Raw genomic sequence first — 23,435 nt, forward strand, 5'->3', positions numbered from 1 at the left:
GCGAACGATAGCGTAACGCTACCGTTAGGTCAATCGCGTTTCGCGAATTCACGTCGACGCCGATATCGGATGCAATACCAACAATGAAAACGTGCCACGAAATCAGACGGGAACAGCTCCGCGCCCTAATTGAAGAGGTCGGCGGCGCCGGCCGCCTATCAGAACTGATAGGCAAAACGGACATCCAGATCCGTCAATGGGTCAACGCGTCAAAAGACTCGCGCACCGGCAAGCCACGCGGGATATCAGATGACATTGCCCGCCACATCGAGGAAAAAACTGGAAAAGAAATTGGCTGGCTCGACAACGATCCCGAGATCATTGCCGGCTGGAGCCGCCTTACTGATATTCAGCGCGCCCAGGTAATGGGCTTCGTCAATGGCCTGCTCGCCCAGAGCACGACCGCCCGCCACTCAACACCGTTCGTTGAAGAAGGCGACACGCCCGGGAAAGCGAGCGCACCCGCGCGAACGCGCAAAGCGAGCTAATCCGGCGCGCCTATTCGGCGCGCTAACGCTATCAGCCAATCGGCCACCTCCTGCCGATGCTCCGGCAACACGCGTGCCCGATGGCTGATCGCGCCATCCACCCCGACAGTAATCGTCAGGGTCGACACTCCATCCGGGCGAAACCTCCCCGCCACACCCGCCAACGCCAACCTCGGCGCCACTTCTGCTGGTTCGTCGGCCCCCACCGAATTCGCCAATTCGCGCTGAATTGCTCTATTCATTTTCCCCACGCGCATCTAAACAGGACAGCCAGAATACTGTACATATATACAGTATCAGGCTTCACAAAAATTTGCACCTTACTTCTATCCTACAGAGATCGTTCGCGCACGCCTTAAAAATGTTCGCGTTACGCTATTGAATTACCGTTAGCGTTACGCTACCATCCGCCTCACTATGTCGGCGTATCCGCGCCTTGTGAGGTGAATGCAATGATTGCCATGTTTAAGCGCTCGTCGCTCGCTGCGCATCTACTGGATCAACGCGACTGGCACCCGCTCGTTGCGCTCGTCGTGCTTTACCTGATCGCCAGCGCGATCGCCCCCGAATTCGGTCTGTGAGGGGCGCCATGAAAAAGAACATCCGCTCCGCCAAGCAACTGCACACCGAATTGCTGTCGAGTATCGAGTTCGCCGGTCAGTGCCGCGTCGAATTCATTGCGGAGTATGGCAATCCCGTCGACAACTTCCTCCCCTACCTGATCGGCACGTTGCGCGCAGATCTCCCGGAGTTGGCTGCCGCGCTTGCCAGCGCCGCCGGCATGGAACACCTCAACGAATCGCACGAGGCACGGACCGAATGAGCGCGCGCCAATCGACACCCATGCCCCTCTGGAAAATCGTGCTGCTCTGGCTGGCCGTCGGTATCGGTTGCGTCGCGTGGACATACAGCGACGAAGCACCGGACGCGTCGAGCGCGAGCACCTACAGCGCGTGAGCCGGCCATGCAGAAAGATCACCTGCCAACCCATCTGCTGCGCGTCGAGTGGCAACTCCTGCACATGCGCGGCGACTTCGACACCGCGATCCAGCGCGCCAGCGTGCGCGATGCGCTCGAATCGTCGGCCCGTGCGCGGGAGACGCGCGAACAGCGCCGGGCGGCTGCCCGTGTGGACATCAAACGCCTGCAGGCCGGCGACGCGGAGGATTGATCGATGCCGCGCTGCCACGTTCGCTGCACGCACTGCGACGCGCGCCGATGCCTGCGCCGCCATCCCGATCGCTACACACGCCTGCCAGCCTGCCGCACGTGCAACCGTCGGAAATACCGCGTCGACCACTGGATGAATCGCCGGAATACGACGCGCATGCGCTGCGATTGCGCCGGCTACTGGTTCCCACACCGGCGCGGTTGCCTTTTTTGCTGGCATCGGGCCGACGGCTCGAACCGCTATCCCGGCGATACCGATTTCGCCGATCGCAATTACGACGGCCTCGCGGCCTGACTTCACCTGAGAGGTAATCGCATGTCCCTGTTCACGTCACTGCACGCGCTCGCGCAAACGACGAGCATCAACATCCTGATCACGGCCGAAGGTGCCGAAAACCTGCGCGTCAACGTTACGCCGATGGCGAACGGCAAGGGCGAAAAGCAGCGCTGGCCGCTGTCGCTTCTCGCAACACCGGCCGAGCTCGACGCGGAATTTGCAGCAGCGGTCGAGGTGTACGAGCCCGGCTCAACATCGCTGCTCGACCAGGCACGCGCGTGCGCCGCCGCGAATCAACCCGATTCCGCGCCCGCACTTCCCGCGCCAAGCAGCAGCCAATCGACACTCCCGGCGCCGAAACGCGGTCGCGGGCGACCGCCGAAGTCCGCAACTGCCGGCGACGCCAACACCCCGCCCGCTGACGACGGCGCAAACGCAAACACGAATGCGGCCGACCCGCGCCAGATGCGCATCGACGATACCGGCCAGCCGGACGCAGAAGCGGAGACGCCCGCCGCAGAAACCCCGGCGACCACGGAACCCGCAAACGAGGCGCAGCAGCCGTCGACCGACGCCGGCGTCGACCTGTACTGATCGGAGACAACGACATGCAAATTGAAACGCTCGCTCGCGAATTCTCGTACAACGGCGCCAAGCTCGCCGACCCTGCACCGACGTTCACGCTCCAACAGGTTCGCGACTTCTATTCGCAGACCTACCCCGAGCTGACGAACGCGGAGATCGAGGGGCCGGTCATCAAGGGCAACCGCAACGTCTACACCTTCCGTCGCGCTGTCGGCACGAAGGGAAACAACCCGATCAACCACGGCAACTACACGCTGAAAGTTTCCACCGGAACAGACGGACGACCCTACATCGCGGGCATCGCCGTCGCCCTCGTGAACGCGACCGCGACCGACTTCGACGACGCTCGCAAAAAGCTCGACGAGATCGGCGCTACAGATTGCATCGTTCCGCACCCTGTACGGGCGTATCTCGCCGAGCTCGACCGATTCAGCACTGCGCACGCCTGCCCGCTGCTCGACGAAGAAGTCGCGTTCATCAATGCGCTGCATGCGCGCTACTGCCCGCAACCGAAATGACGCTCCGCGAACTTCGAAAGCGCTTGCGCACCGACACGCTGAATCAGGGCCAGCGCCTGCCGACCGCGATCGGCAAGTATGACGCTCCCCTCGCGCGCAGCGTGGCGCGCGTAGCCTCAACCAACGACGGTGCGACCGAACGCCTGCGCCTGCAGTCGACTCTGGTTCCGCTGCTGCCATGATCGCCGCACCGCTCACCCTGCCCCGCATCGCGCCTGACGTGCCGACGCGCTACACGATCGGCGACGACGCAGATTTCATGCGCCGGCTATCGCTGGCGCTGCTTTGCGGCCGACAGCTCAGCGAAGCCGATGCCGCGTCGCTCGACGACTCGTCGACTGAAACCGACTTGGCGTTGAACGCGATGCCGCGCATATGGAAAGAAATCACCAGCGAAATTGGGTTGTTTGACTGGAGCCTCGCGATCTCCGACGCGAGCAACATGCCCGACACCGCGCTCGTGCGCGTCACCACGGCCGAAGGAGCTGGAAGCGGTCCGATCAGATTCATTGGCTCGGGCATTCGACGCCTCGAATCGATTCAACCAGGCCTCGGCCAAACCGTGCTCGCAGTCCTGTATGAGGCTTGCGACCACTATTTGCCGTCCGTGTGTACGCCGCATGAAGCAATGAGCCTGGCCGAATACATGTACTGGCACTGCAACAAAGACGAGGTTGCCGCGCTTCCAGAACTTCGCGACATGAATACCGCACCGGGCGACCCGTGGCTTCCCGATCACGAGTTCCTGGACCACATCGACGTTCCGCGGCGCGCCGAGTTTTTCGCCAGCGCGCCAGCTTGGGCCATAACGCCCAAGCGCGTACTTGATGCATCCGAGGTGCGTCGGTATTACGACACAGATCTCATCGCATGGGCCGCCATCGACGCGTGCGACGCGATCCACCGGACGATCACCACCGGCGGCCCGTTCGCCCGCGTCGACCTGAAGGACACGAGCGAATATGTTCAGGACTATTCCCTGATTCTCGCCTGGGACCGAGGCGACGGCCTCGAGCGAATTCTTGACGATTTCTGGCAAGGCGAAATGCAGTGCGGCGACCCTGAATCGTGCGCAGCACTCCACATGTCTACGAATGGCCGCACTCTCGGAACGTGGCTCGACCGCATGCGCAACACCGCGACGCTGGCCAAGACCGTTTCGAACTTGGTCATGCTGATCTCGACGCCTGACGGATCGGATATCGACGGCGAACCCGTCAAGGTACAGGTGCGTGTATGAGCCGCGTTGATATTTACGGAAACGGCGACGTTTCACTCGATCTGCACTCCGCGCTGCTGATCTACAAGAACGCACTCGAAAGTCAGGTCTACGTCACGAAGCACTCGGCCCGCGTGGTCGACGGCGTGCCGACGCTGATGGCCGGCACACCGATCACGCGCTCACAATTGGCCGAATTCGTCGCTGCGGCGTCGAAGCAGCTCGGGCATGAAGGATTCATTCACGAGCGGGCGATTTTCACCGCCCCTAGCGTCGTCGCCTGGTGGACGCCGGCCGCGCAGCGTCAGGTCTGGTTTTCAGCCAGCCCCCCGATCGGCGAGCGCTCAGCGGTCACGCACCACCCCGCACTGTTGTTCGTTGCCCGGGGGGAAGCACGCTATGTGTTCGCGCTCGCAGAGAACTGCAGGCCGACGCCTGACACGCATGTCTATCAAGCGCCCTACTTCAATGTGAGCAAGGGCGGCCAGATTTGCACCGGCAACGTTGACATTGCAGCCAACCCCACGCCGGCAGAAATCGAACGATACGAAGCCGATGAATTTTTTCGTAGCCGATTCACGCACCCGAACGCCACGAAGCTGATCAACGGGGGCAGTGCCGCCGATCTCTGGGTCGAGCTGCTCGATGGTGCCGAATTTCCCACCGAGCGACTCGTCAGCAGCGAAATGACGGTCGCCGCCGCCATTAAAAAAATCACGCAACGGAGTTAATCGCCATGAGCAAAATTGAAACCATCAAAGCCGAATTCGAAACCACCACTGGCGCCGTACTCGAGCAGCTCGGTAAGGCGTTGTCGACGTTCACGCGCGCCGTCGCCGACGAAGTTATCGCCGGCCAGCACCGCGCGATCGCCGCGCGGGCCGACGACGAGAACATCGCGCTCGACAATGCACTGTTCGATAGCGCGCCGGTGGCGGCCGTGCCGCGTCACGCGGAATTCGCGCCGCTGCTCGACGTCGGCCACCGCTTCCTGCTCACGGCCGAAGGCCTGTTCGTCGAGATCCGCCGCCCGTGGCTGCACCTGATTCAACAGGTTGCGCCGATCGAAGGCGCCTGCCCGCGTCCGCCGTACGGCTCGATCGACGCAAAAATCGAGTTCGCGTTCGGGCGCATCAGCGCCGCCGAGCCGCACCTTCGCCGGTTCGCGACCGACGCCGCCGGCGCCGCGCCGAACGAGCATGCCGCGTGGATCGTCTGGAACGAGACGAGCAAGGAACTGGTGTACCGCGAAGTCGAAGTGACCAGCTCCACGCCGACCGCGATCACCATCAATCGCCCGCCCCTCGCCGACGACGAGAGCCTCGCATTCGACCTTCACAGCCACGGCACCGGCCCGGCTGGCTTCAGCGCGACCGACGACGCAGACGATGCCGGCGAGGTGAAGATCGCCGGCGTGATCGGCGGCGTTGGCACGGCCAATCCGAGCGTTGCGTTCCGCCTGTGCGCACTCGGCAAGATGATCACGCTGCGCGTGCCGGTACAGGCATTTTTCCCGTCGACGGAGAAAGCCGCGTGAATCAACTCGACATGCTCGAACTAGCCGCGCGCGCCGCAGGGTGGGAAACGACCCGCCACACGGTACGCGACTGCACCGCAGTCCACGTCAGACCGCACGCAACCGCCGCCTGGCGCGCGTTCGATTCGATCGGCTCGCGCGCCGACGCGTTCGAGCTATCGAGCGCGGCCCGCATCGACGTGACCCACTTTGCTGACTACGTGACTGCGCACGCCGGCGCTGGTGCGTTCCGCCACTTCACCCACGACGACATCGATGCGCGGCACGATGTCGCCGCGCAGCAGATGGAGCGCGAGCGCGCGACGCGCCGCGCGATTACCGAATGCGCCGCGCTGATCGGGCGTGACGTTGGTGCGCCCTGGTGGAGGACGGTATGACCCATCACGCAACACCGGCCCGCTTTCTCAGCGATCGGCGCGTTACGGTTGCACTGATCGGATGCGGCGGCACTGGCTCGCAGATGTTGACGGGGCTCGCGCGCCTCAATCATGCGCTCGTCGAGCTCGGCCATCCCGGCCTGCACGTTACCGCGTTCGACGCTGACACGATCAGTAGCGCGAACGTCGGCCGGCAAATGTTCAGCCCCGCCGACATCGGCCTGCACAAAAGCGTCGTACTCGTTCACCGGATCAACGCGTTTTTCGGTATCGACTGGTGCGGTCGGCCCGTGCACGCCGGACCGGACGAGCTTGTGCGCGGCGCGCCCGCCCTCACGATCATGTGCGTGGACAGTGCGGCAGCACGCGCGAAGCTCGAGCCGTCCCTGCGCGCATCGAATTGCTACGTAATGGACCTCGGCAACCGAGTGAGCGACGCACAGGTGCTGTTCGGCGCGCACAAAAAGGTGACAGGCAACACAAAGACTGCCGCCGGTAGCACGCCGCTGCGCTGGCCGTACGACGTGCTGCCCGAGTTGATCGACACCTCGATTCCCGAAGACGACACACCGAGTTGCAGCCTCGCCGAAGCGCTCGAGCGGCAGGAGTTGTTCATCAACCAGGCCGTCGTCACGCAGGGGCTCGCGATCCTGTGGGAATTTTTCCGGCATGCGCGCCTAACCTGGTGCGGCGCGTTCATCAACCTAAAGACAGGCCAAGTGCGGCCGCTGCCTGTCTCGAAAGCGGAGAACGCTAAGTGAGCTTCGAATACATCCGCAAACACTACGGGGTACCGGCCGAGCGCGGCCGACAGGTGAAATGCTACGGCGAGCGCGGCGTGATCGTGAATGCCGACGGCCACTATCTCTGCGTAGTCATCGACGGCGACAAGAGCGAAGAGGAGCGCCGCTATCACCCCGTTGACCAGGTCGAATACGGCGAGTTCGTCGACGCGCCAGTCCTGCGCGAGTGGCGCTGCCTCCCGCCGTGGCGCGACGTGTTCGAATACGAAGCCTGGTTCACGGTTACCGCCAGCACGCGCAGCAAAGCCAGATACAAGGCGTTTCGCGATCTTCTCGACGTCTGCGATATGACCGGCAAGGACATGATCCGCATCCGCGTGCGCGCCGCTCGGAAGCTCAAGTCGATCCCCACTCCATACGTACCGCCTTCCGACGACCCGGACTTGCCGTTCTAGAGAGCCGAGATATGACAACCAGATACCGAATGACAAAGAATCAATCGAAACCGCAAGCACCGATCGGGGACACGCAAATTGCAGCAGCAATCTCCAGCACGATAAGCGCCGTCAGCTTTCAGGGGCTCAGCATCGAAACTCCCGACGGCAGTCCGGCGACGCTCGCTGTGCTCGATCAGAATGGCCACGTGGTCGACGCTGGTCCGGCCGTGTCGCGCGCCGTGTGGGAAATCGCGATCAGATCGTATCGAAACTTCCTGTGCGCGCAGGGCTTCCTGCGTGTCAGGACGGTTTCCCCCGACCAACAAACAGCATGACCAGCACGGCGCCGCAAGGCGCCGTTATCATTTCTAGGTTCCGGTAGGCTAGCGGCGGGATGATTGTTCGATTCTGCTAATATACATTTAGCCTAACGCTCGGCAACCCGAAGATCATGCTGTTCTATCTCGCGCTGCTGCCGACCATCGTCGATCTGACGCACGTGGGCGTTTTCGCGTGGGCCGAACTCGTCGGCACGATGCTCGCGGTGCTGATCCTCGCCGACTGCTTCTGGTCGCTGCTCGCAGTGCGTGCGCGGGCTTTTCTCACTTCGGCGCGCGCGAAACGGATCGCGAACCGCACGAGCGCGACCGCAATGGCCGGTGCGGCGGTGGCGATCGCGACGCGGTAGCCCGCCGATCCCGCGCCACACCGCCCCCTGCCGCCCGCCATGTCGCAACTCGGGCAGATTCCTGCCGCACTCGCCGCGCGATCGATTTCCCGTCGCGAGATCGTGCTTCCGCTCGACACCGCGCTCGAATGCATCGATTTTTGCGAGCGTCATCGCATTCCGATCTACGGGTGGGAAGGCTGGGTTCTGACTGCCGACGGACGAGTCGGACATGGCAGCGCGCCGCAGGGCACCGTGAGTCTTGAAGACTTGCCGCTTGAAGATGCCGCCGCGTTCTGCCGCAGCACGATGGTGTCCGACGCACAGGCGTGGCGCGACGAGTACTCCGAAACGACCGACCGGCTCCATTTCTGCATCACGATCGGCAACGCGCGCTGATCGTCGTAACCGTGCAATCACGCCGGCACCCCGCCGGCGATCCGCAATGGCAATCCGATCATTGCCCCCGTACGGATTCACCATGAAAACCCGGCGCATGGTCGTTGCACTCGATCAGCGCGCGCACCAGTGCCCAATCGTCGTCATCGCAGAAGTCGAGCAGCATCGCGCCGCACCGGCCGCGCTGCTCGCCCAATCGTCCGGCCAGCCGCGCATGAATACCCTGCACCCTGCCGTCGCCGTGCGCGACCACCGACGGATTCGCGCCCATCCCGGTCCCGCTGCAAAAATTGATCGCCCAGCGGCCGCTTTCCGGCGTCGGCAGGTGCGTGAGCAACGTGTCGATCGCACGCCACTTCCAGCCGATCGACGCGGTCACCGGCACGCGGTATTCGTCCTGGATCACGAATGCACCATCGGGATGATCGATCGTGAACGTCGCGTTGTCGGGCCACGCGGTCAGGTCGATGCCGAGCGGCCGGCCGCTGCGAAAGCGCCGCAGCAGCACGACCGCGCCGCGCACGTCGGCGAGCGCGGGCAGCGTGCCGCCGGCATGCCAGCGCAACCGCGAGTGGCGCGCGCGATGCGCGTCGAACGTCGCATCGAAACTGCGCGCGCACGCGTGCGCCGGCCATTCGTCCTTCACCGACATCACGATGCATTCGCGCGGATGCGCATCGAGAAAGCGCGTGCAGGTTGCCAGCACGTCGTCGAACGTCATGCCGAGCGCGATGCCGCCGTGATGGATGTCGAACGCATCGCGCACGTGCCGGCAGCGGATGTCGAGCAGTCGCACGCCGTGCGCGAGCTGCACATCGAGCGGCGCGCGCTGCGTGCGCACGAGCCGGTCGTCGACGGTATACGCACAAGTGTCATGGCTGCCCGGTAGGGTCAGCGTATGCAGCAGCCGCGCATCGTCGAGCGCCGACATCCAGTCGGCGAGCGGCGTGCACGTTTCGTGGCTCGAATGGATCATGAATCGATGAATGACAAGGAAAGAAAACCGTGGGTAACGGCGTCGGATGTCGCGGCACGAGCCGGCGTATCGCGCTCCGCGGTGTCGCGCGCGTTCTCGCCGACCGCGAGCATCGCGCCGCAAACGCGCGAACGCGTGATGGTCGCCGCGCGCGCGCTCGGCTACCAGGTCAACCTGATCGCGCGCGACATGATCACGCAGCGCAGCAGCATGATCGGTGTCGTGACGGCCGGCTTCGAGAACCCGTTCCGCGCGCGGCTGCTGTCGGACCTGATGGCCGCGCTCGGGCAGCGCGCACTCACGCCGCTCGTGACCAATGCGGAAGATCCGCGCCAGGTCCGGCAGTCGCTCGAGCAACTGCTCAGCTACCGGATTGCGGGCCTCGTGATGACGTCCGCATCGCCGCCACTGTCGGTGGCGCAGCAGTATCTCGAACACCGGATCCCCGTCGTGATGATCAATCGCGACGCGAACCTGCCGGGCGCGGATGTCGTCGTCAGCGACAACGCGGCGGGCGCCGCTCATGCGGCGCAGCGGCTCGTGCGGGCCGGCGCGCGCCGGCTCGCGTTCGTCGGGCCGCGCGGCGCGAGCTACAGCGCGCAGTCGCGCGCCGCGGCATTCGAGCATGCGATCGGGCGCGGCGACGCATTCGACGCGACGCTCGCGCGCGTGCTCGACACGCCGTCCGACACGCATGCATGCGGGATCGATGCCACGCGGCAACTGTTTGCGGCCGGCGCGCGGCCCGACGGCGTGTTCTGTTCGTCCGACCTGCTTGCGCTCGGCGTGATCGACGCCGCGCGCGGCGAATTCGGGTTGCGCGTACCGGACGACCTGCGCGTGATCGGCTTCGACGACATCCCGGCCGCCGAATACGACGCCTATCGGCTGACGACGCTCCGGCAGGACACGCGCGGCCTCGCGCATGCGGCGGTCGACCTGCTCGCCGAGCGGATGCAGACGTTCGACGGCCCGTCGCGCACGCGCGTCGTGCCGGTCACGCAGGTGGTGCGGCATAGCTGCGCATGACACGGTGAAATCGGGCGCGGCGTTGCCGCGCGTCACTTCAACCCGCCCGCAAACCCGCGCAACAGGTAGCACTGCACATAGCCGGCCACGGCCAGCGTAGGCAGCGACGCCATCAGGCCCGCGCTCATCAGGTCGCCCCAGTCGATGCCGTTCTCCGTCACGTAGCCGGCGATCGCGAGCGGCAGCGTGAAGCGGCTCGGCGTCGACACGAACAGCAGCGCGATCAGGAACTCGTTCCATGCGGCGATGAACACGAAGATCGCGGTCGCGATCAGCCCCGGCGCGCACAGCGGCAGCACGATCTGCACGAGCCGCCGCGCGAGCCCCGCACCGTCGATGCAGGCCGCTTCCTCGTATTCGACAGGCACGTCGCGCACGAACGCGAGCAGCATCCAGATCGCCATCGGCAGCGCATAGATTTGATACGCGAGCGTCAGGCCGAGCGTCGAATCGAGCAGGTGCAGCCGCTTCGCGAGCGCGAACAGCGGCACCGCGATCGTGATCGGCGGCATCAGCTTCAACGCCAGCACGAGCACCAGAAACAGCAGGTCGAGCCGCGCCGGAAACCGCAGCCGCACGAGCGCATACGCAGCTGGAAACGCGAGCGCCAGCGCGAGCAGCGTCGTGCCGAATCCGACCAGCAGCGAATTGAAGAGCGGCGCGCCGATGCCGTTGGACCACACCGACGCGAAATGCTCGACGGTCGGCGCGGCCGGCCAGATCCGCAACGGATGATCGAGGCGTTCGAGCGTCGGCATGAACGCCGCGCCGGCCATCCACAGGCACGGCAGCAGCAACAGCGCGAGCGCGGCAACACGCAGCGCCCACGGCACCGCGCGACCGAATGCGGCGCCCGTTCGCGCGCGCGAGATGCCCGCGGGTTGCGCCGTCATGCGCGCCGCTTGCGAACCGTCTGCCATACATACCCCGAGACCAGCAGCGCGGACGCCGCGAGCATCAGCACCGACGCGGCACTCGCCGGTCCGACGTTGAAGAAGCGGAAGCCCGTGTCGTAGATATAGGTCGACAGCGTCTGCGTCGCGTTGCCGGGGCCGCCGCCCGTCAGCGCATAGACCTTGTCGAACAGCTTGAACGTGTCGATCGAGCGCAGCAGCAGCGCGAGGCCGATCTGCGGCGCCGCGAGCGGCAGCGTGATGTCGCGCAGGCACTGCCACTCGCTCGCGCCGTCGGTGCGCGCGGCTTCGTACAGTTCGGTCGGAATCGACTGCAGCCCGGCCAGCACGATCAGGAACGCCATCGGCGTCCACTGCCACACGTCGACGAGCGCGAGCGACCACAGCGCGAGATGCGGATCGGACAGCCAGCGCACGCCTTCGATGCCGAACGCCGCGAGCAACTTGTTCAGGAAGCCGTCGAAGTTGAGCCAGTTGCGCCAGATCGCGGAGCACACGAGCGTGGACAGCATCATCGGCAGGATCGCGAGCGGCAGCGCGATGCGCCGCCCCGGAAACGCGCGCACGAACAGCAGCGCGAGGCCGAAGCCGAGCGCGACCTCGGCAAGCGACGCGACGATCGTGAAACGCAGCGTATTGCCGAAACCGGCCGTGAACGCGTCGTCGCCTAGCACCGCGCGATAGTTCGCGAGCCCCGCGAACGCACGCCGGCCGGCCGCGTAGTCGACCCGGCAGAACGAATCGATCAGCACCTGCGCGACCGGATACAGCGCGAGCGCGGCGAGCACCAGCAGTGCGGGGCCGAGCAGCGCGACGAACGGCAGGCTGCGGCCGAAGGCTTTCATGCGCGGGTTCCGGGCGACGTATCGAGGCGCGCCGTCACTTGCCGGCCGCGGCCATCGCCTGCGCGATCTTCTGCTGCGCCTGGCGCAGCGCTGCATCGGGTGCGGCCTGCCCGGTCAGCGCGAGCTGAAGCTGGTCGCCGAGAATGCTTTCCACCTGCTGCCAGTCCTTCACGCGCGGCCGCGCACGGCCGGCCTCGAGCGCCTTCAGTTGATCGGGATACCAGCGGTACTGGCGCACCAGCGCCGGATCGGCAAACACGCTGCGGCGGGTCGGCGGAATACCGATTCCGGCGAGGCGCGTCTGCGTATCGCGCGAGCTCAGGTAAGCCAGGAAGTCCTGCGCGAGCTTCGCGTGCGGCGCGTCCTTCGGAATGCCCATCTGCCAGATGCCGAGCATCGGCGCCGGGCCGGCGATCTGCCCGGGCGGCGGCTGCAGCGCGATCTGCCCGACCACCCGCGACTGCTTCGGATCGTCGAGCGCCGGCACCCAAGCGGGCCACACCTCGATCGACTGCGCGGCCGTGCCGCGCTGCAGCGCATCGCGCACCTCCGCCGCGCCGTACACGTCGACGTCCTTCGGCGCGGACGCCTTCAGCGCGAGGAACGTCTTCAGCGCGGCCCGCGCCTCGCTTGAATCGATCGTCACGTTGCCGGCATGGTCGAGCACGTCGCCGCCGTAGGCCCACAGGATCGGCAGGAAGCCCGTCACGACCGGGTTGCCCTTCGTGCCGCGAAACACGACGCCCGACACGCTCTTGTCCGCGCCGCCGACGGTCTGCGCGATCTTCAGCACGTCGTCCCAGTTGCGCGGCGGCTGCAGCCTGTATTTCGCGAGCAGGTCCTTGCGGTACGCGAACATCTCGACGTTGCCGACGATCGGCAGCGCATACAGCGCGCCGGCCGCGTTGCGGCCGAGCGCGACGGCGGACGGCACGAGATCGGCGTCCGCGAGCGACGCGGGCAGCGGCTTCAGCCAGCCGTTGCCGATGAATTCGGGCGCCCACGTGTCGTCCATCATCACGAGGTCGTACGCGCCGGTGCCTTCGCGCATCGACAGCTTGAGCTTCTGGTACAGGTTCGCGTTCGGCAGCTTGAGCAGCTCGATCTCGGTGCCGGGGTGCAGTTTGTTGAAGCCGGCGACGGCGTCGGCCAGCCCCTTGCCGTAGATGTCGTCGCGGCCTGCGATGACGAGATCCGCGGCAACGGCGTGCGTGGCGGCGAAGGACAGCGCAAGGGCGGCGGACAGCGCGCGCAGGCGGCTCAGCAAGGTCATGAGGTCTCTCTCGTTCGGCGTGGTGGCGGGACAGCCGGGCGTTGCACACGTGTGCAACGCGAGCGACGCTTCCGGCTGCCTGAAGCGAACGCCATTGTTCACGCAGATCGTTAAGAATTTGTGGCACACGGCGGAAGAGACAGCCGCCGTGCCCTGCCGCCCCGCCCGCCTGACTGCCCCGGTCCCGTCAGAAGTTCACGCGGATCCCGGCCATCACCGCCAGTTGCCGGCTCGAATTGCTGTTCGCGAGCACCGGAATCTGCGCGTAGTTCGCCGCGTTGCCGTTCGTATCGGTGCCGAGCCCCGTGCCGCTCGCGATCTGGCCGATCGCGACCGCATACAGCGCCGTGCGCTTCGACAGGCTGTAGTTCGTGCCGACGTTCAGCTGGTGGAAACGCGTCGTGCCGCGCCCGTCGGTATGCGCGGCGTTGAAGATGTACGCGACGCCGCCCTGCAGCGCGGGCGTGAACATGTACGTGACGTTCAGCTCGCCGATGTCGAACGTGAACGCCTGCGTGCGCGGCTGCGCGGCGGTCGAGAAATAGCGGCTGTCGCCGAGTCGCGTATGCGTGTAGGTAAGCGCGACCGTCGCCGCGCCGAAGGTCACCGAGCCGCCGGCGCCGAACGCGCGCATCGAGCCGGCGTCCTGCAGCAGGCAGTACATTGCGCCCGGGTTGCTGCACGCGAAATCGCCGATATAGCCGCTCGCGCCGCCGAGCGCCGCGTCGAGCGGCTGGTGCAGGTCGAGGTATCCGACCGAGAACGCCACCGGCGCGCGCGTGTACGTCGCGGCCACCGCATAACCGCGCTTCGCGGAAAAATCGCCGGCCTGCCCGCCGAAGCTGAACGTGCCGCCGAACGTGAGGCCGTTGAAATCGGCGCTGGTGAACTTCACCGCGTTGTTGAAATTGAACGCGGCGTTCAGGTTGTCGACGTCGCCGAGATGCGAGCCATACGGCGTCGCCCAGTTGTTGCTCGACACATACGCGCCGAGCATGTCCGTGTACGAGTCGTATTGCCGACCGAGGCCGAGCGTGCCGATCCCGTCCTGGCGCAGCCCGACCCACGCCTGCCGGCTGAATGCGGTGCCGCCCTGCAGCGCCTGCCCGTTCGCGGACAGGAACTGCTGTTCGAGCGTGAACACCGCGTCGAGCCCGCCGCCGAGCGGCTCGGCGCCCTGGAAACCGAAGCGGGACGGCACGAGGTTGCCGCCGCCCATCTGCCACGCATGGCCGCCGCCCGTGCTGCCGTCGGCGCGCGTGAACTGCTGGTTCGTCGAGTAGATGACACCGGTGTCCACGGTGCCGTACAGCGTCACGCTGCCCGAGGTCTGCGCGTGCACGTGCATGCAACCCAGCGTAGCCGCGGCCGCGGCCAGTCGTCGTCCGATCTTCATGTCCCGTCCTCTGGTGTCGTCGATTCGCAGTGCAAACCGATGGTGTTGTCGATATGGGTGACGGGACTCTATCCAGCGAAAATTCAGGACCTCTATCGCAAATCGGCAAACGGTGGATCGCGCTGCGCGTGCGTCAGTCGGGACGCGTCGTCTGGGACGGCAGCTCGCCGAACAGGTCGCGATACTCGCGCGCGAAATAGCCGAGATGCGTAAAACCCCAGCTCGCGGCGGCCTCGCCGACGCCGAGCTGCTGTACCGGCGTCGTGCGCAGCATGCGCCGCACCGCGTTCAGCCGGATCGTACGCAGATAACCGACCGGCGTGACGTCGGCAACGCGCTGGAAGCTGGTTTGCAGCGTACGGCGGCTGCAGCGCAGCGCGCGGCACAGTTCGAGCACGGTGACGGGCTCTTCGGGCCGGTCGCGCAGATGCTTCTCGCAGCGGCTCACGATGTCGCTGTAGGTGGCATGCGTGATGTCGCGGCGCTCGACGCCGATGCCCTGTTCGAGCGCATCGAGGAACATGCCGAGCATCGCGTCGCGGAACATCTTGCGGGTGGCCGCGTATTCGAGGTGGCCGGGGTCGCGCTGCGCATCGTCGATCAGCGACGACAGCCGCACGCCGAGCGCGACGCCCTGCTCATCGGACAGCCGCGTCACGTGCCGCAGCTTGCGCGCGCCGGCCGCACCGAATTCGGCCTCGCACAGCTCGTCGACCATGTCGGACGCCGCGCTGATCCCGACGAGCCCCATCCCTTCCGGCGTGTGGAATTCGAAATCCTCGCCGGCGCGCAGCGCGAGCAGCGCATAACCGTCGACCGGCTGGCCCTGGAACGTGCCCGCGAGCGGCACGGACAACGGTACCGCGAGCGACGTGCGCCCGGCCGGCGCGAGCCCGGTTTGCGCGACGCGCCGGTTGGTCGTTTCCCGGAAGAAGTGGAAATCGTCGTACAGCACCTGCGTGACCGTGCCCCTGAAGCGGCCCGGCGTCATCTGGCGGTAGACCTGATGCCAGCCCGCGATCGCGAGCCCGTGGTCGTGCACGTCTTCGTGCGAGCGTGACTGGAACAACATCGGCGCCTCCGGTAAAACCCTGATTCCTGGATGCGACCAAGGCGTTCGCCCCGCCGCAACGCCACAGCTTACCCGCGCAAAAACCTGCGCAGTGCCGTTTCGAACGCAAGACAGGCCGCCGACAACGCGGCAGCCTGCTCGCCGGTCAGCCGGACGTAGCGGCGAAACGACGGCATCCGGTTCACGACCTCGCTGCCGCCGAACGGCACGATCGCGAGCGTCCAGCGGCCGTCGCGCGCGTCGATCGCGCAGTCGGTCAGGTGCAGCGGCCGCAGCGCGTCGGCCAGCGACGGCTCGGCAACCAGCGCAGCCACCGTGTCAACGAATCCGGGGTCGCATCCCGGCGCGGGTGCCGCATCGATGCCCGTGCAGCGCAGCCAGCCGGTCTGCCGCACGCGGGCGCGGCCCTGCGCGGCCGGGCCGCATGCGGTCGCAGCCACCCTCACGCTGACCGTATGCATCAGGAACTGGCGCTCGACGCGCTCTTCGACGTTTACGCACACGCCGTTCGGTAGCCTTACCGTCGGACTGCCCGCACCGTCGGTATCGCGCACGGCATGCAGGTCGGCGAGCACGCGTGCGGCGATCGCGCCGGGCCGGTAGCCGGGCGGCGGCGCATCGGGCGCCGCACGCCACCGGGCGAGCGCGGCCTTCACGATGCAACGTGCTCGTTGCGCAGCACTTCCTCGATCGGCACCGGCTTGAACGGATGCCGGCGCTGCACGACGAGCGTCCAGAACAGCGCGTACAGCGCGGTGAGCCCGAGCATCGCGCCGAACGGCACGTAGATGTCGCGCGCGTTCATGCCGGGCGGCGTGATGTACCAGATCGCGAGCACGATGCCGACGCTCGACACGATCTGCGGCAGCGGAAACAGCGGCGAACGATACGGGCGCGGCAGGTCCGGGCGGCGGATGCGCAGCATCACGACCGACGCGGTGACGAGCAGGTACGCGGTGCCCCACGCGCAGGTCGCGGCGAGCACGAGGTGCAGGATGCTGTCGAGATTGCCGTTGATCAGCCACGCATGGAAGATCGGCACGACGGCCGCCGCGACGATGCCGACCACCGGCGTCTTGAAGCGCGGATGCAGGTACGCGAAGCAGCGCGGCAGCGCGCCGTCGATCGCCATCCCGTACAGGATCCGCGGCAGTCCGGCCATCAGCGTGTTGATCGTCGCGGCGCCCGCGAACAGGAATGCGATGCCGAACCAGATGCGGCCGAACGGGCCGAGCACCTGCAGCGCGAACGCGGGAATCGCGCCCGGCGTGTCGAGCAGGTGCGTGAGGCCGTCGGGGCTCACCGGCACGTTCGCGACCTGGCGGCGGATCGCCGCGCCGTACAGGAACATGCAGATCGCGACACCGACGAGGCCGATCGTCATCGCACGCGGAATCGTGCGGCCCGGCGCCTTCATTTCCGGCGCGAGCGGCGTGACGAACTCGCAGCCGACGAACATGAACATCGCCATCCCGACCAGCGACAGCACGGCCGGCACCGACGTGCCGACTTCCGAGCCGCCGAACCAGCCGTCGAGATGCACGGCCGGCGCGGCCGCGAGCCCGAGAATCCCGAAGATCATCAGCGACAGCCACATGCCGGCCGTCAGCACGATCTCAAGCTTGCTGAACACCTTGATGCCGACGATGTTGGTGATCGCGAACGTGACCACGAGACCGACGCCGACGAGCCAGGAGCTGTTGTGCTTCTCGAACGCGGCGTTCAGCGATTCGAAATTGACGAGCGCCATGATGCCGCTCAGGATCGTCTCGGCCGTGCCGGCGAACACGTGCACGAGAAAATACGCGGAGATCGTGCCGGTGATCGCCCAGAAGCGGCCCAGCCCGCACGACAGGTAATCGTAAACCGAGCCGGCCGTCGGCAGCATCGCGGCGGCTTCGGAGAACGTGGTCGCCTGTGCCTGCATCATCACGAACGCGATGATCATCGCGACCGCGAACGCCCAGCCGCCCATCCCGAAGCCCGACGTCGCGGTGAGGATCACCGGGCTTGCCATGATGAGGCCGACGGCGCTCGCCAGCGCGGTCGGAAAACCGACCGCGCCCGCCTTCAGTGCGGTGCCGCCCCCCGCTTCGGCCGGCGTGCCGGCGGGCGTATCGCCCGCGGCGCCGGTAACTCCTGACCATCCCGACATCGTTGTCTCCTTCCTTCGTTGACCCGGACCCGCGCTTCTTAACCCGGGCCCCCTGTCGATCACAACTCGATCCGATGTCGAAAAAATACGCAGGCAAAATAAACCGGTCATAGCGCAAATCGGCAAACCGGCGGCGGCCGGGCTGCCCGCCGCCGGTTTGCGGTCACGCGCGCATGCCGCCAGGCCGTCACGCGAACGGCACGGCCTCGAAGCCCGCCGCGAGCGCGTCGACGATCCGGTCGAGCTGTTCGCGCTGGATCACGAGCGGCGGCGACAGGATGATCTTCGTGCCGACCGGTCGCACCAGCACGCCGTTCTCGCGCGCGACTTCCGCGACCGCGTTCGCATAGCCGGACAGCGGGTCGATCGGCTCGCGTGTCTCTTTGTTCGCGACGAGGTCGAGCGCGAGCATCAGCCCCTTGCCGCGCACCTCGCCGACCGCCGCGAAGCGCTCCGCGAACGGCCGCAGCGCTTCGAGCAGATACGCGCCCTGCTTCGCCGCATTCGCCGGCAGGTCTTCCTTGACGACGATGTCGAGGCTCGCGATCGCGGCCGCGCACGCGACCGGGTGGCCCGCATACGTGTAGCCGTGCATGATCGCGCCGCCGAAGTCCGCATTCGCGGCGAACGCATCCTCGATCCGCGCGTTCACGACCGTCGCGCCGAGCGGCACGTAGCCCGACGAGATCCCCTTCGCGAGACACATGATGTCCGGGCGCACGCCCCAGCCGCGGCTGCCGAACATGCTGCCGCTGCGGCCGAAGCCCGTCACGACTTCATCGGCGATCAGCAGCACGCCGTAGCGATCGCACACCTCGCGCACGAGCGGCCAGTAGTTGGCCGGCGGCACGATCACGCCGCCCGCGCCCTGGATCGGCTCCGCGATGAACGCGGCGACCGTGTCGGGGCTCTGGAACTGGATCTCGCGCTCGAGCATTTCCGCGCAGATCCGGCCGAGTTCCTCCGGATCCTGCGTGAACGGGTTGCGGTACAGCCACGGCGTCTCGACATGGAAGCAGCCGGGCAGGTTCGGCTCGTAGTTTCGGCGGAACACGGTATTGCCGTTCACCGACGCGCCGCCGAAGTGCGTGCCGTGATAGCCCTGCTTCAGCGAGATGAACTTCGTGCGATCGGCCTGGCCGCGCACCTTCCAGTACTGGCGCGCGATCTTCAGCGCGGTCTCGATCGCGTCGGAGCCGCCCGAGCTGTACAGCACGCGGCGCATCCCTTCCGGTTCGAGCATGTCGATCACCTTCTTCGACAGCTCTTCCGCGCGCGGATGCGAGATCCCGTCGAACAGCTGGAAGTATTCGAGCTCGTCGAGCTGGCGCACGATCGCGTCCTTCACTTCCTGGCGGTTGTGGCCGACGTTCACGTTCCACAGGCCCGCGACGCCGTCGACGAGCTGCCGGCCCTGTTCGTCGAACACATAACAGCCGTCGCCGCGCACGATGCGGATCGGCTTGCGCTGCTTCATTTCGTTCGGATGCACCATCGGATGCCAGAATTTTGCTTCGTTGTAGCTCATTGCAGTCTCCACTGTCGGATCGGTTGAAGCTGGGTCATTCGGGGTCAAGGGTCGTGGTTCGCGTCGCGCGTCAGTGCGCGATGCAGACGGATTTGGTTTCGGTGAAGCCTTCGATCGCGTACTGGCCGAACTCGCGGCCGATGCCCGATTGCTTGTAGCCGCCGAACGGCATCGACGGGTCGAGCGGGATATGGCAGTTCACCCAGACGGTACCGGCCTCGATCTGCGGCACGAGGTTCATCACGCGTTTCAGGTCGTTGCTCCAGATGCTCGCGGCGAGGCCATACGGCGACGCGTTCGCGAGGCGCACGGCGTCGGCCGCGTCGTCGAACGGAACGACGACGATCACCGGGCCGAACACCTCGTCGCGCACGATCGCGCTGTCCGGATGCGGATCGGCAATCACAGCCGGCTTCACGAAATAGCCGGGCAGGTCGTCGGCCGGCGTGCCGCCCGCGAGGAACGTGAGGCCGGCGCGGCGCGCGCCTTCGATGTGCTGGACGACCTTGTCGCGATGGTGCGCGGACACGAGCGGGTTGATCTGCGCGGTCGTGTCGAGGCCCGCGCCGAGCTTCATCGACTGCGCGACGCCCGCGAGGCCGTCCGCGAGCTGCGCGAACTTGCTGCGATGCACATAGATGCGCGACGCGGCCGCACACACCTGCCCCTGGTTGAAGAACGCGCCGGCGGCGACGCCGTCGAGCGCCTGCGCGACGTCGATGTCGTCGAGCATCACGATCGGGTTCTTGCCGCCGAGTTCGAGCGAGAAGCGCGTCATGTTCTGCACGGCCGCCGCGCCGACCAGCTTGCCGGTCGCGGTCGAACCCGTGAACGAGATCTTTGCGATCGACGGATGGCTCGCGAGCGCGGCGCCGCACGTGCGCCCGCCGGTGACGACGTTGAACGCGCCGGGCGGCACGCCGGCTTCGCGCGCGAGCTCGGCGAGACGCAGCGCGGTGAGCGGCGTTTCCGGCGACGGCTTCAGCACGATCGTGCAACCGGCCGCGAGCGCGGGAATCAGCTTCCACACCGCGATCATCAGCGGGAAATTCCACGGCACGATCGCGGCGACCACGCCGACGGGTTCCTTGCGCGTATAGGCCGTATAACGCGTGCCGGGCGGGAACGGGATCGACACGTCGAGCGTCTGGCCGGTGATCTTGGTCGCCCAGCCGGCCATGTAGCGCACGTATTCGACGCTCGCGCCGACCTCGATCGCGCGCGACACGTGGATCGATTTGCCCTGGTTCAGCGTTTCGAGCTGCGCGAGCGTTTCGGCGTCGCGTTCGATCAGGTCCGCGAGTTTCAGCAGGATGCGTTCGCGGTCGGCCGGGCGCAGGCCGCTCCACACGCGCGTGTCGAACGCGTGCTTCGCGCTGGCGACCGCGCGGTCGACGTCGTGCTCGTCAGCATCCGCGACCGTTGCGAGCCGCTCGCCCGTCGCGGGGTCGTATACGTCGAGCCGCGCAGCCGCGTGTGCGGGCTGCATTTCACCGTCGATGAAGAGGCCGAAATCGCGCGCAACGAAGGTGCGCACGGTGTCGCTGACGGCGACGAAGTTCGTGTTGCTCATAAGCGTCTCGAGGATTGTCGTGGCTGGACCGCGAGCGCGTGGGCACGCGGGCGTCGGACCACTGTATCGACGAGGGATCGCGCTCGGTGAGCGCAAATTGGCAGCGCGTTGGGGGGCGCTTTCAGTTGCAAACAACGGACCGCGTAATCGGAAACGGAAGGCGTTACAGGAACAGCGCCCCAACCAGTTCAGTGCGATTCGACACGCCGAGCTTGCGATACATGCGCATCAGGTGCGTCTTGACGGTCGGTTGGCCGAGCGCGAGATCGCGCGCGATCTCCTTGTTCGAACGGCCGTCGCGCACGAGGCGCGCGATCTGTTCCTCACGGTAGGTCAGCCGTTCCTCGCAGCCGATCCGGTGAATCCCGCGCCGCGCGCGCAGCAGCGGGCTCAGCGCGGCTTCGGCGACAGGCTGCAGCCGCGCGAGCGCATCGATCTCGCCGGGTGCGAACCGGCCCGCCGTGCTATTTCCAGTCGCACCGCCGCCCGCTTCGCCCATCCCGAAGCGCAGCAACGAGAACGCGCCGACCGTGCGGCCCGCGTCGCGCAGCCAGATTTCAATGACGTCGGCCACGTCGTGCCGCCGCAGGAAACGGGTCCAGTACGCGGACGCCTCGCGTCTTTCATCTGGCAATTGGGAAGCGAGCGTGACAACCGCGCGCTCGCCCGCCGCGCAGCGCGACGGATGCAGCGGATCGAGCATCCGGTAGCGCGCGACATAGGTGCGATGCATCGACTCCGGCATCCCGAACAGCTCGAAATCGGCCGGTTCGCCGCTCTGGTCGAGCCGGTAGAACACGATCGCGGACGGGCTCGCGAACGCGTCGAACGCGTCCACGCACGCGCGCAGCGCGCGTTGCCAGTCGGCGGCGCCCTGGTCGGCGGGAACGGATGGAGTCGGCATGGAGGAATCGGCTGGCGGGCGAACGCGTCTAGGTTCGGGCCAGCCTACCGGCGCCGAAAAGCGCCGGTGAGCACAAATCGGCAAATCGTCCCGGTCTGGCGGAGTCGGCCGGTGTGGCCGGGACGATGCGGGCGCGCGACGGCGCGCGCGCCTTCCGTCAGCGCGCGTTCGCGGCGAACGTGTCGCAGGCGCTCACCTCGCCCGCCTCCATCCCGCGCCGCAGCCAGTACACGCGCTGGTCGCTGCTGCCGTGCGTGAAGCTTTCCGGTACGACATAACCCTGCCCTTGCTGCTGCAGCCGATCGTCGCCGATCGCGGCGGCCGCCTTCAGCCCCTGCTCGAAATCGCCGGGCTCCATCAACCGCTGGTTCGCACGCTGCGCATTGTTCGCCCACACGCCGGCGAAGCAATCGGCCTGCAGTTCCATCCGCACCGACAACGCGTTCGCGCGCGCCTGGCTCGAACGCCTGCGCGCGGCGTCGACCTTGTCGGAAATGCCGAGCAGGTTCTGCACGTGATGGCCGACTTCGTGCGCGATCACGTAAGCCTGCGCGAAATCGCCGCCCGCGCCGAAACGCTTGCGCAGTTCGTCGTAGAAACCGAGATCGATATACACCTTGCGGTCGGCCGGACAGTAGAACGGCCCCATCGCCGTCTGGCCCGTGCCGCATGCGGTCGGCGTCGAATTCGTGAACATCACGAGCTTCGGCGGCTCGTACTGCCCATGCAGCTGGGTGTTGAACACGCCCGTCCACGTACGCTCGATATTGCCGAGCACCTTGCGCGTAAACACCGAGCCCGGATCGTTCGCCGGCGCGCCCTGGCGCTGTGCCGGCGCGGGCTGCGCCTGCTGCTGGCGGCCCTGCAGCGCCGATGCGCCTTCGAGCACCACGCGCGGGTCGATCCCGAAGAAATACGACGCGGCCAGCGCGACCACGATCGTGCCGATGCCGATCGTCGCGCCGCGCCCGCCGCCGAAACCGCCGGCGCCGCGGCGGTCCTCGACGTTCATGCTTTCTCTTTCGTCGTCCAGCCTCATTGGCGGCCCTCCCTTCCTTGTCGTTGTGCTGACCGGACAGCCCCCGGCAGGCGATTGATTCACATTGCGACGCGCAGCGTCCGGCAGCTATCGCACGGCTGCACGCCCGGTCGGTCGTGCAGCATCGTGCAGGCCTGTCGATACACGACGCACGCGGCACCCGGATGACGGACCGGCGCACGCGCCATTTTGCCGACCTTGATGTCTTATCGCAAAAATATGGAGCATAGAGCGACCGGACCGGCGACATCGTCATTTTTTGCAAAATGACGGCACGTGCGGCCCGGGAGGACGAGATGACGAGGAGAACACCG

General features: G+C 66.5%; 28 protein-coding genes and 1 pseudogene. 17 read left to right on the forward strand and 12 right to left on the reverse strand.

Annotated elements, in window-relative coordinates:
* Window positions 1-83: 83 nt before the first annotated feature.
* From DM992_RS21230 to DM992_RS21310, 16 genes and pseudogenes are all read left to right on the forward strand, one after another.
* On the forward strand, window positions 84-488 hold the full coding sequence (locus DM992_RS21230) for a hypothetical protein (protein WP_111018507.1): 405 nt from the start codon (window positions 84-86) through the stop codon (window positions 486-488).
* 452 nt (window positions 489-940) lie between these two features.
* A complete protein-coding gene (locus DM992_RS43410) occupies window positions 941-1,069 on the forward strand; it encodes a hypothetical protein (protein ID WP_275427577.1) in 129 nt (42 codons plus the stop codon).
* A gap of 8 nt (window positions 1,070-1,077) precedes the next feature.
* Window positions 1,078-1,311 (forward strand): hypothetical protein, encoded by a 234-nt coding sequence (locus DM992_RS21240; protein WP_111018509.1) that lies wholly within the window; start codon window positions 1,078-1,080, stop codon window positions 1,309-1,311.
* A gap of 141 nt (window positions 1,312-1,452) precedes the next feature.
* Window positions 1,453-1,659 carry a hypothetical protein gene (locus DM992_RS21245; protein ID WP_059677496.1) on the forward strand — a complete coding sequence of 69 codons (207 nt, stop codon included), beginning with the start codon at window positions 1,453-1,455 and terminating at the stop codon, window positions 1,657-1,659.
* 315 nt (window positions 1,660-1,974) lie between these two features.
* Window positions 1,975-2,529, forward strand: coding sequence for a PRTRC system protein E (locus DM992_RS21255; RefSeq protein WP_111018511.1), 555 nt, complete (start codon window positions 1,975-1,977; stop codon window positions 2,527-2,529).
* Window positions 2,530-2,543: 14 nt separating this feature from the next.
* Window positions 2,544-3,038 (forward strand): PRTRC system protein C, encoded by a 495-nt coding sequence (locus DM992_RS21260; protein ID WP_111018512.1) that lies wholly within the window; start codon window positions 2,544-2,546, stop codon window positions 3,036-3,038.
* Complete coding sequence (locus tag DM992_RS21265) at window positions 3,035-3,220, forward strand: hypothetical protein (RefSeq protein ID WP_111018513.1); 186 nt, start codon at window positions 3,035-3,037, stop codon at window positions 3,218-3,220. The genes DM992_RS21260 and DM992_RS21265 overlap by 4 nt, the downstream gene beginning before the upstream one ends.
* Window positions 3,217-4,278 (forward strand): PRTRC system protein F, encoded by a 1,062-nt coding sequence (locus tag DM992_RS21270; protein ID WP_111018514.1) that lies wholly within the window; start codon window positions 3,217-3,219, stop codon window positions 4,276-4,278. The genes DM992_RS21265 and DM992_RS21270 overlap by 4 nt, the downstream gene beginning before the upstream one ends.
* Window positions 4,275-4,988 (forward strand): PRTRC system protein B, encoded by a 714-nt coding sequence (locus DM992_RS21275; protein ID WP_111018515.1) that lies wholly within the window; start codon window positions 4,275-4,277, stop codon window positions 4,986-4,988. The genes DM992_RS21270 and DM992_RS21275 overlap by 4 nt, the downstream gene beginning before the upstream one ends.
* Before the next feature lie 5 nt (window positions 4,989-4,993).
* Window positions 4,994-5,794, forward strand: a complete 801-nt coding sequence (locus DM992_RS21280) for a PRTRC system protein A (protein ID WP_239511424.1) — start codon at window positions 4,994-4,996, stop codon at window positions 5,792-5,794.
* Window positions 5,791-6,171, forward strand: a complete 381-nt coding sequence (locus tag DM992_RS21285) for a hypothetical protein (protein WP_111018516.1) — start codon at window positions 5,791-5,793, stop codon at window positions 6,169-6,171. The genes DM992_RS21280 and DM992_RS21285 overlap by 4 nt, the downstream gene beginning before the upstream one ends.
* Entirely contained in the window at window positions 6,168-6,932 is a 765-nt protein-coding gene (locus DM992_RS21290) for a PRTRC system ThiF family protein (RefSeq protein WP_204356165.1), read from the forward strand. Before DM992_RS21285 ends, DM992_RS21290 begins: the two co-directional genes overlap by 4 nt.
* Window positions 6,929-7,369 carry a hypothetical protein gene (locus tag DM992_RS21295; protein ID WP_204356166.1) on the forward strand — a complete coding sequence of 147 codons (441 nt, stop codon included), beginning with the start codon at window positions 6,929-6,931 and terminating at the stop codon, window positions 7,367-7,369. Before DM992_RS21290 ends, DM992_RS21295 begins: the two co-directional genes overlap by 4 nt.
* 29 nt (window positions 7,370-7,398) lie before the next feature.
* On the forward strand, window positions 7,399-7,686 hold the full coding sequence (locus DM992_RS21300; protein ID WP_111018518.1) for a hypothetical protein: 288 nt from the start codon (window positions 7,399-7,401) through the stop codon (window positions 7,684-7,686).
* 95 nt (window positions 7,687-7,781) lie between these two features.
* A pseudogene (locus tag DM992_RS21305) lies at window positions 7,782-8,039 on the forward strand (LysE family translocator); the annotation flags it as partial.
* 39 nt (window positions 8,040-8,078) lie between these two features.
* Window positions 8,079-8,417: a hypothetical protein gene (locus DM992_RS21310; protein ID WP_111018519.1), complete on the forward strand. Its 339-nt coding sequence runs from the start codon at window positions 8,079-8,081 to the stop codon at window positions 8,415-8,417.
* Between the two features lie 58 nt (window positions 8,418-8,475).
* Here the strand turns inward: DM992_RS21310 and DM992_RS21315 are convergent, their stop codons facing one another.
* A complete protein-coding gene (locus tag DM992_RS21315) occupies window positions 8,476-9,393 on the reverse strand; it encodes a phosphatidylinositol-specific phospholipase C (RefSeq protein ID WP_162631708.1) in 918 nt (305 codons plus the stop codon).
* 6 nt (window positions 9,394-9,399) lie between these two features.
* Here DM992_RS21315 and DM992_RS21320 point away from each other — a divergent pair, with 6 nt between their 5' ends.
* On the forward strand, window positions 9,400-10,422 hold the full coding sequence (locus tag DM992_RS21320) for a LacI family DNA-binding transcriptional regulator (protein WP_111018520.1): 1,023 nt from the start codon (window positions 9,400-9,402) through the stop codon (window positions 10,420-10,422).
* 32 nt (window positions 10,423-10,454) lie between these two features.
* Here DM992_RS21320 and DM992_RS21325 read toward each other — a convergent pair whose 3' ends face one another.
* From DM992_RS21325 to DM992_RS21375, 11 genes are all read right to left on the reverse strand, one after another.
* Window positions 10,455-11,315, reverse strand: coding sequence for a carbohydrate ABC transporter permease (locus DM992_RS21325; protein ID WP_111018521.1), 861 nt, complete (start codon window positions 11,313-11,315; stop codon window positions 10,455-10,457).
* A complete protein-coding gene (locus tag DM992_RS21330) occupies window positions 11,312-12,181 on the reverse strand; it encodes a sugar ABC transporter permease (RefSeq protein WP_111018522.1) in 870 nt (289 codons plus the stop codon). The genes DM992_RS21325 and DM992_RS21330 overlap by 4 nt, the downstream gene beginning before the upstream one ends.
* Before the next feature lie 34 nt (window positions 12,182-12,215).
* Window positions 12,216-13,454, reverse strand: coding sequence for an ABC transporter substrate-binding protein (locus DM992_RS21335; protein WP_111018523.1), 1,239 nt, complete (start codon window positions 13,452-13,454; stop codon window positions 12,216-12,218).
* Window positions 13,455-13,641: 187 nt separating this feature from the next.
* Complete coding sequence (locus tag DM992_RS21340; RefSeq protein WP_111018524.1) at window positions 13,642-14,850, reverse strand: porin; 1,209 nt, start codon at window positions 14,848-14,850, stop codon at window positions 13,642-13,644.
* Window positions 14,851-14,983: 133 nt separating this feature from the next.
* Window positions 14,984-15,922, reverse strand: coding sequence for a helix-turn-helix domain-containing protein (locus tag DM992_RS21345; protein WP_105392646.1), 939 nt, complete (start codon window positions 15,920-15,922; stop codon window positions 14,984-14,986).
* 68 nt (window positions 15,923-15,990) lie between these two features.
* On the reverse strand, window positions 15,991-16,578 hold the full coding sequence (locus DM992_RS21350; RefSeq protein ID WP_111018525.1) for a DUF3156 family protein: 588 nt from the start codon (window positions 16,576-16,578) through the stop codon (window positions 15,991-15,993).
* A complete protein-coding gene (locus DM992_RS21355) occupies window positions 16,575-18,077 on the reverse strand; it encodes an APC family permease (protein WP_111018526.1) in 1,503 nt (500 codons plus the stop codon). Before DM992_RS21355 ends, DM992_RS21350 begins: the two co-directional genes overlap by 4 nt.
* A gap of 187 nt (window positions 18,078-18,264) precedes the next feature.
* Window positions 18,265-19,605 (reverse strand): aspartate aminotransferase family protein, encoded by a 1,341-nt coding sequence (locus DM992_RS21360; protein ID WP_111018527.1) that lies wholly within the window; start codon window positions 19,603-19,605, stop codon window positions 18,265-18,267.
* Between the two features lie 70 nt (window positions 19,606-19,675).
* A complete protein-coding gene (locus tag DM992_RS21365) occupies window positions 19,676-21,178 on the reverse strand; it encodes an aldehyde dehydrogenase family protein (protein ID WP_034180450.1) in 1,503 nt (500 codons plus the stop codon).
* A gap of 163 nt (window positions 21,179-21,341) precedes the next feature.
* Window positions 21,342-22,082, reverse strand: a complete 741-nt coding sequence (locus DM992_RS21370; RefSeq protein WP_111018528.1) for a LuxR C-terminal-related transcriptional regulator — start codon at window positions 22,080-22,082, stop codon at window positions 21,342-21,344.
* A 157-nt stretch (window positions 22,083-22,239) separates the two neighbouring features.
* Window positions 22,240-23,121, reverse strand: a complete 882-nt coding sequence (locus DM992_RS21375) for a neutral zinc metallopeptidase (RefSeq protein ID WP_034180453.1) — start codon at window positions 23,119-23,121, stop codon at window positions 22,240-22,242.
* Window positions 23,122-23,435 lie beyond the last annotated feature (314 nt).

Source organism: Burkholderia sp. JP2-270, from assembly GCF_003233675.1.
Lineage (GTDB): Bacteria > Pseudomonadota > Gammaproteobacteria > Burkholderiales > Burkholderiaceae > Burkholderia > Burkholderia pyrrocinia_C.

Excerpts from the sequence above, each read along its gene's own strand:
- DM992_RS21230 (WP_111018507.1), top strand. The coding sequence starts at position 84 with ATGAAAACGTGCCACGAAATCAGACGGGAACAGCTCCGCGCCCTAATT.
- DM992_RS43410 (WP_275427577.1), top strand. The coding sequence starts at position 941 with ATGATTGCCATGTTTAAGCGCTCGTCGCTCGCTGCGCATCTACTGGAT.
- DM992_RS21240 (WP_111018509.1), top strand. The coding sequence starts at position 1,078 with ATGAAAAAGAACATCCGCTCCGCCAAGCAACTGCACACCGAATTGCTG.
- DM992_RS21245 (WP_059677496.1), top strand. The coding sequence starts at position 1,453 with ATGCAGAAAGATCACCTGCCAACCCATCTGCTGCGCGTCGAGTGGCAA.
- DM992_RS21255 (WP_111018511.1), top strand. The coding sequence starts at position 1,975 with ATGTCCCTGTTCACGTCACTGCACGCGCTCGCGCAAACGACGAGCATC.
- DM992_RS21260 (WP_111018512.1), top strand. The coding sequence starts at position 2,544 with ATGCAAATTGAAACGCTCGCTCGCGAATTCTCGTACAACGGCGCCAAG.
- DM992_RS21265 (WP_111018513.1), top strand. The coding sequence starts at position 3,035 with ATGACGCTCCGCGAACTTCGAAAGCGCTTGCGCACCGACACGCTGAAT.
- DM992_RS21270 (WP_111018514.1), top strand. The coding sequence starts at position 3,217 with ATGATCGCCGCACCGCTCACCCTGCCCCGCATCGCGCCTGACGTGCCG.
- DM992_RS21275 (WP_111018515.1), top strand. The coding sequence starts at position 4,275 with ATGAGCCGCGTTGATATTTACGGAAACGGCGACGTTTCACTCGATCTG.
- DM992_RS21280 (WP_239511424.1), top strand. The coding sequence starts at position 4,994 with ATGAGCAAAATTGAAACCATCAAAGCCGAATTCGAAACCACCACTGGC.
- DM992_RS21290 (WP_204356165.1), top strand. The coding sequence starts at position 6,168 with ATGACCCATCACGCAACACCGGCCCGCTTTCTCAGCGATCGGCGCGTT.
- DM992_RS21300 (WP_111018518.1), top strand. The coding sequence starts at position 7,399 with ATGACAAAGAATCAATCGAAACCGCAAGCACCGATCGGGGACACGCAA.
- DM992_RS21310 (WP_111018519.1), top strand. The coding sequence starts at position 8,079 with ATGTCGCAACTCGGGCAGATTCCTGCCGCACTCGCCGCGCGATCGATT.
- DM992_RS21315 (WP_162631708.1), bottom strand. The coding sequence starts at position 9,393 with ATGATCCATTCGAGCCACGAAACGTGCACGCCGCTCGCCGACTGGATG.
- DM992_RS21320 (WP_111018520.1), top strand. The coding sequence starts at position 9,400 with ATGAATGACAAGGAAAGAAAACCGTGGGTAACGGCGTCGGATGTCGCG.
- DM992_RS21325 (WP_111018521.1), bottom strand. The coding sequence starts at position 11,315 with ATGACGGCGCAACCCGCGGGCATCTCGCGCGCGCGAACGGGCGCCGCA.
- DM992_RS21330 (WP_111018522.1), bottom strand. The coding sequence starts at position 12,181 with ATGAAAGCCTTCGGCCGCAGCCTGCCGTTCGTCGCGCTGCTCGGCCCC.
- DM992_RS21335 (WP_111018523.1), bottom strand. The coding sequence starts at position 13,454 with ATGACCTTGCTGAGCCGCCTGCGCGCGCTGTCCGCCGCCCTTGCGCTG.
- DM992_RS21340 (WP_111018524.1), bottom strand. The coding sequence starts at position 14,850 with ATGAAGATCGGACGACGACTGGCCGCGGCCGCGGCTACGCTGGGTTGC.
- DM992_RS21345 (WP_105392646.1), bottom strand. The coding sequence starts at position 15,922 with ATGTTGTTCCAGTCACGCTCGCACGAAGACGTGCACGACCACGGGCTC.
- DM992_RS21355 (WP_111018526.1), bottom strand. The coding sequence starts at position 18,077 with ATGTCGGGATGGTCAGGAGTTACCGGCGCCGCGGGCGATACGCCCGCC.
- DM992_RS21360 (WP_111018527.1), bottom strand. The coding sequence starts at position 19,605 with ATGAGCTACAACGAAGCAAAATTCTGGCATCCGATGGTGCATCCGAAC.
- DM992_RS21365 (WP_034180450.1), bottom strand. The coding sequence starts at position 21,178 with ATGAGCAACACGAACTTCGTCGCCGTCAGCGACACCGTGCGCACCTTC.
- DM992_RS21370 (WP_111018528.1), bottom strand. The coding sequence starts at position 22,082 with ATGCCGACTCCATCCGTTCCCGCCGACCAGGGCGCCGCCGACTGGCAA.
- DM992_RS21375 (WP_034180453.1), bottom strand. The coding sequence starts at position 23,121 with ATGAGGCTGGACGACGAAAGAGAAAGCATGAACGTCGAGGACCGCCGC.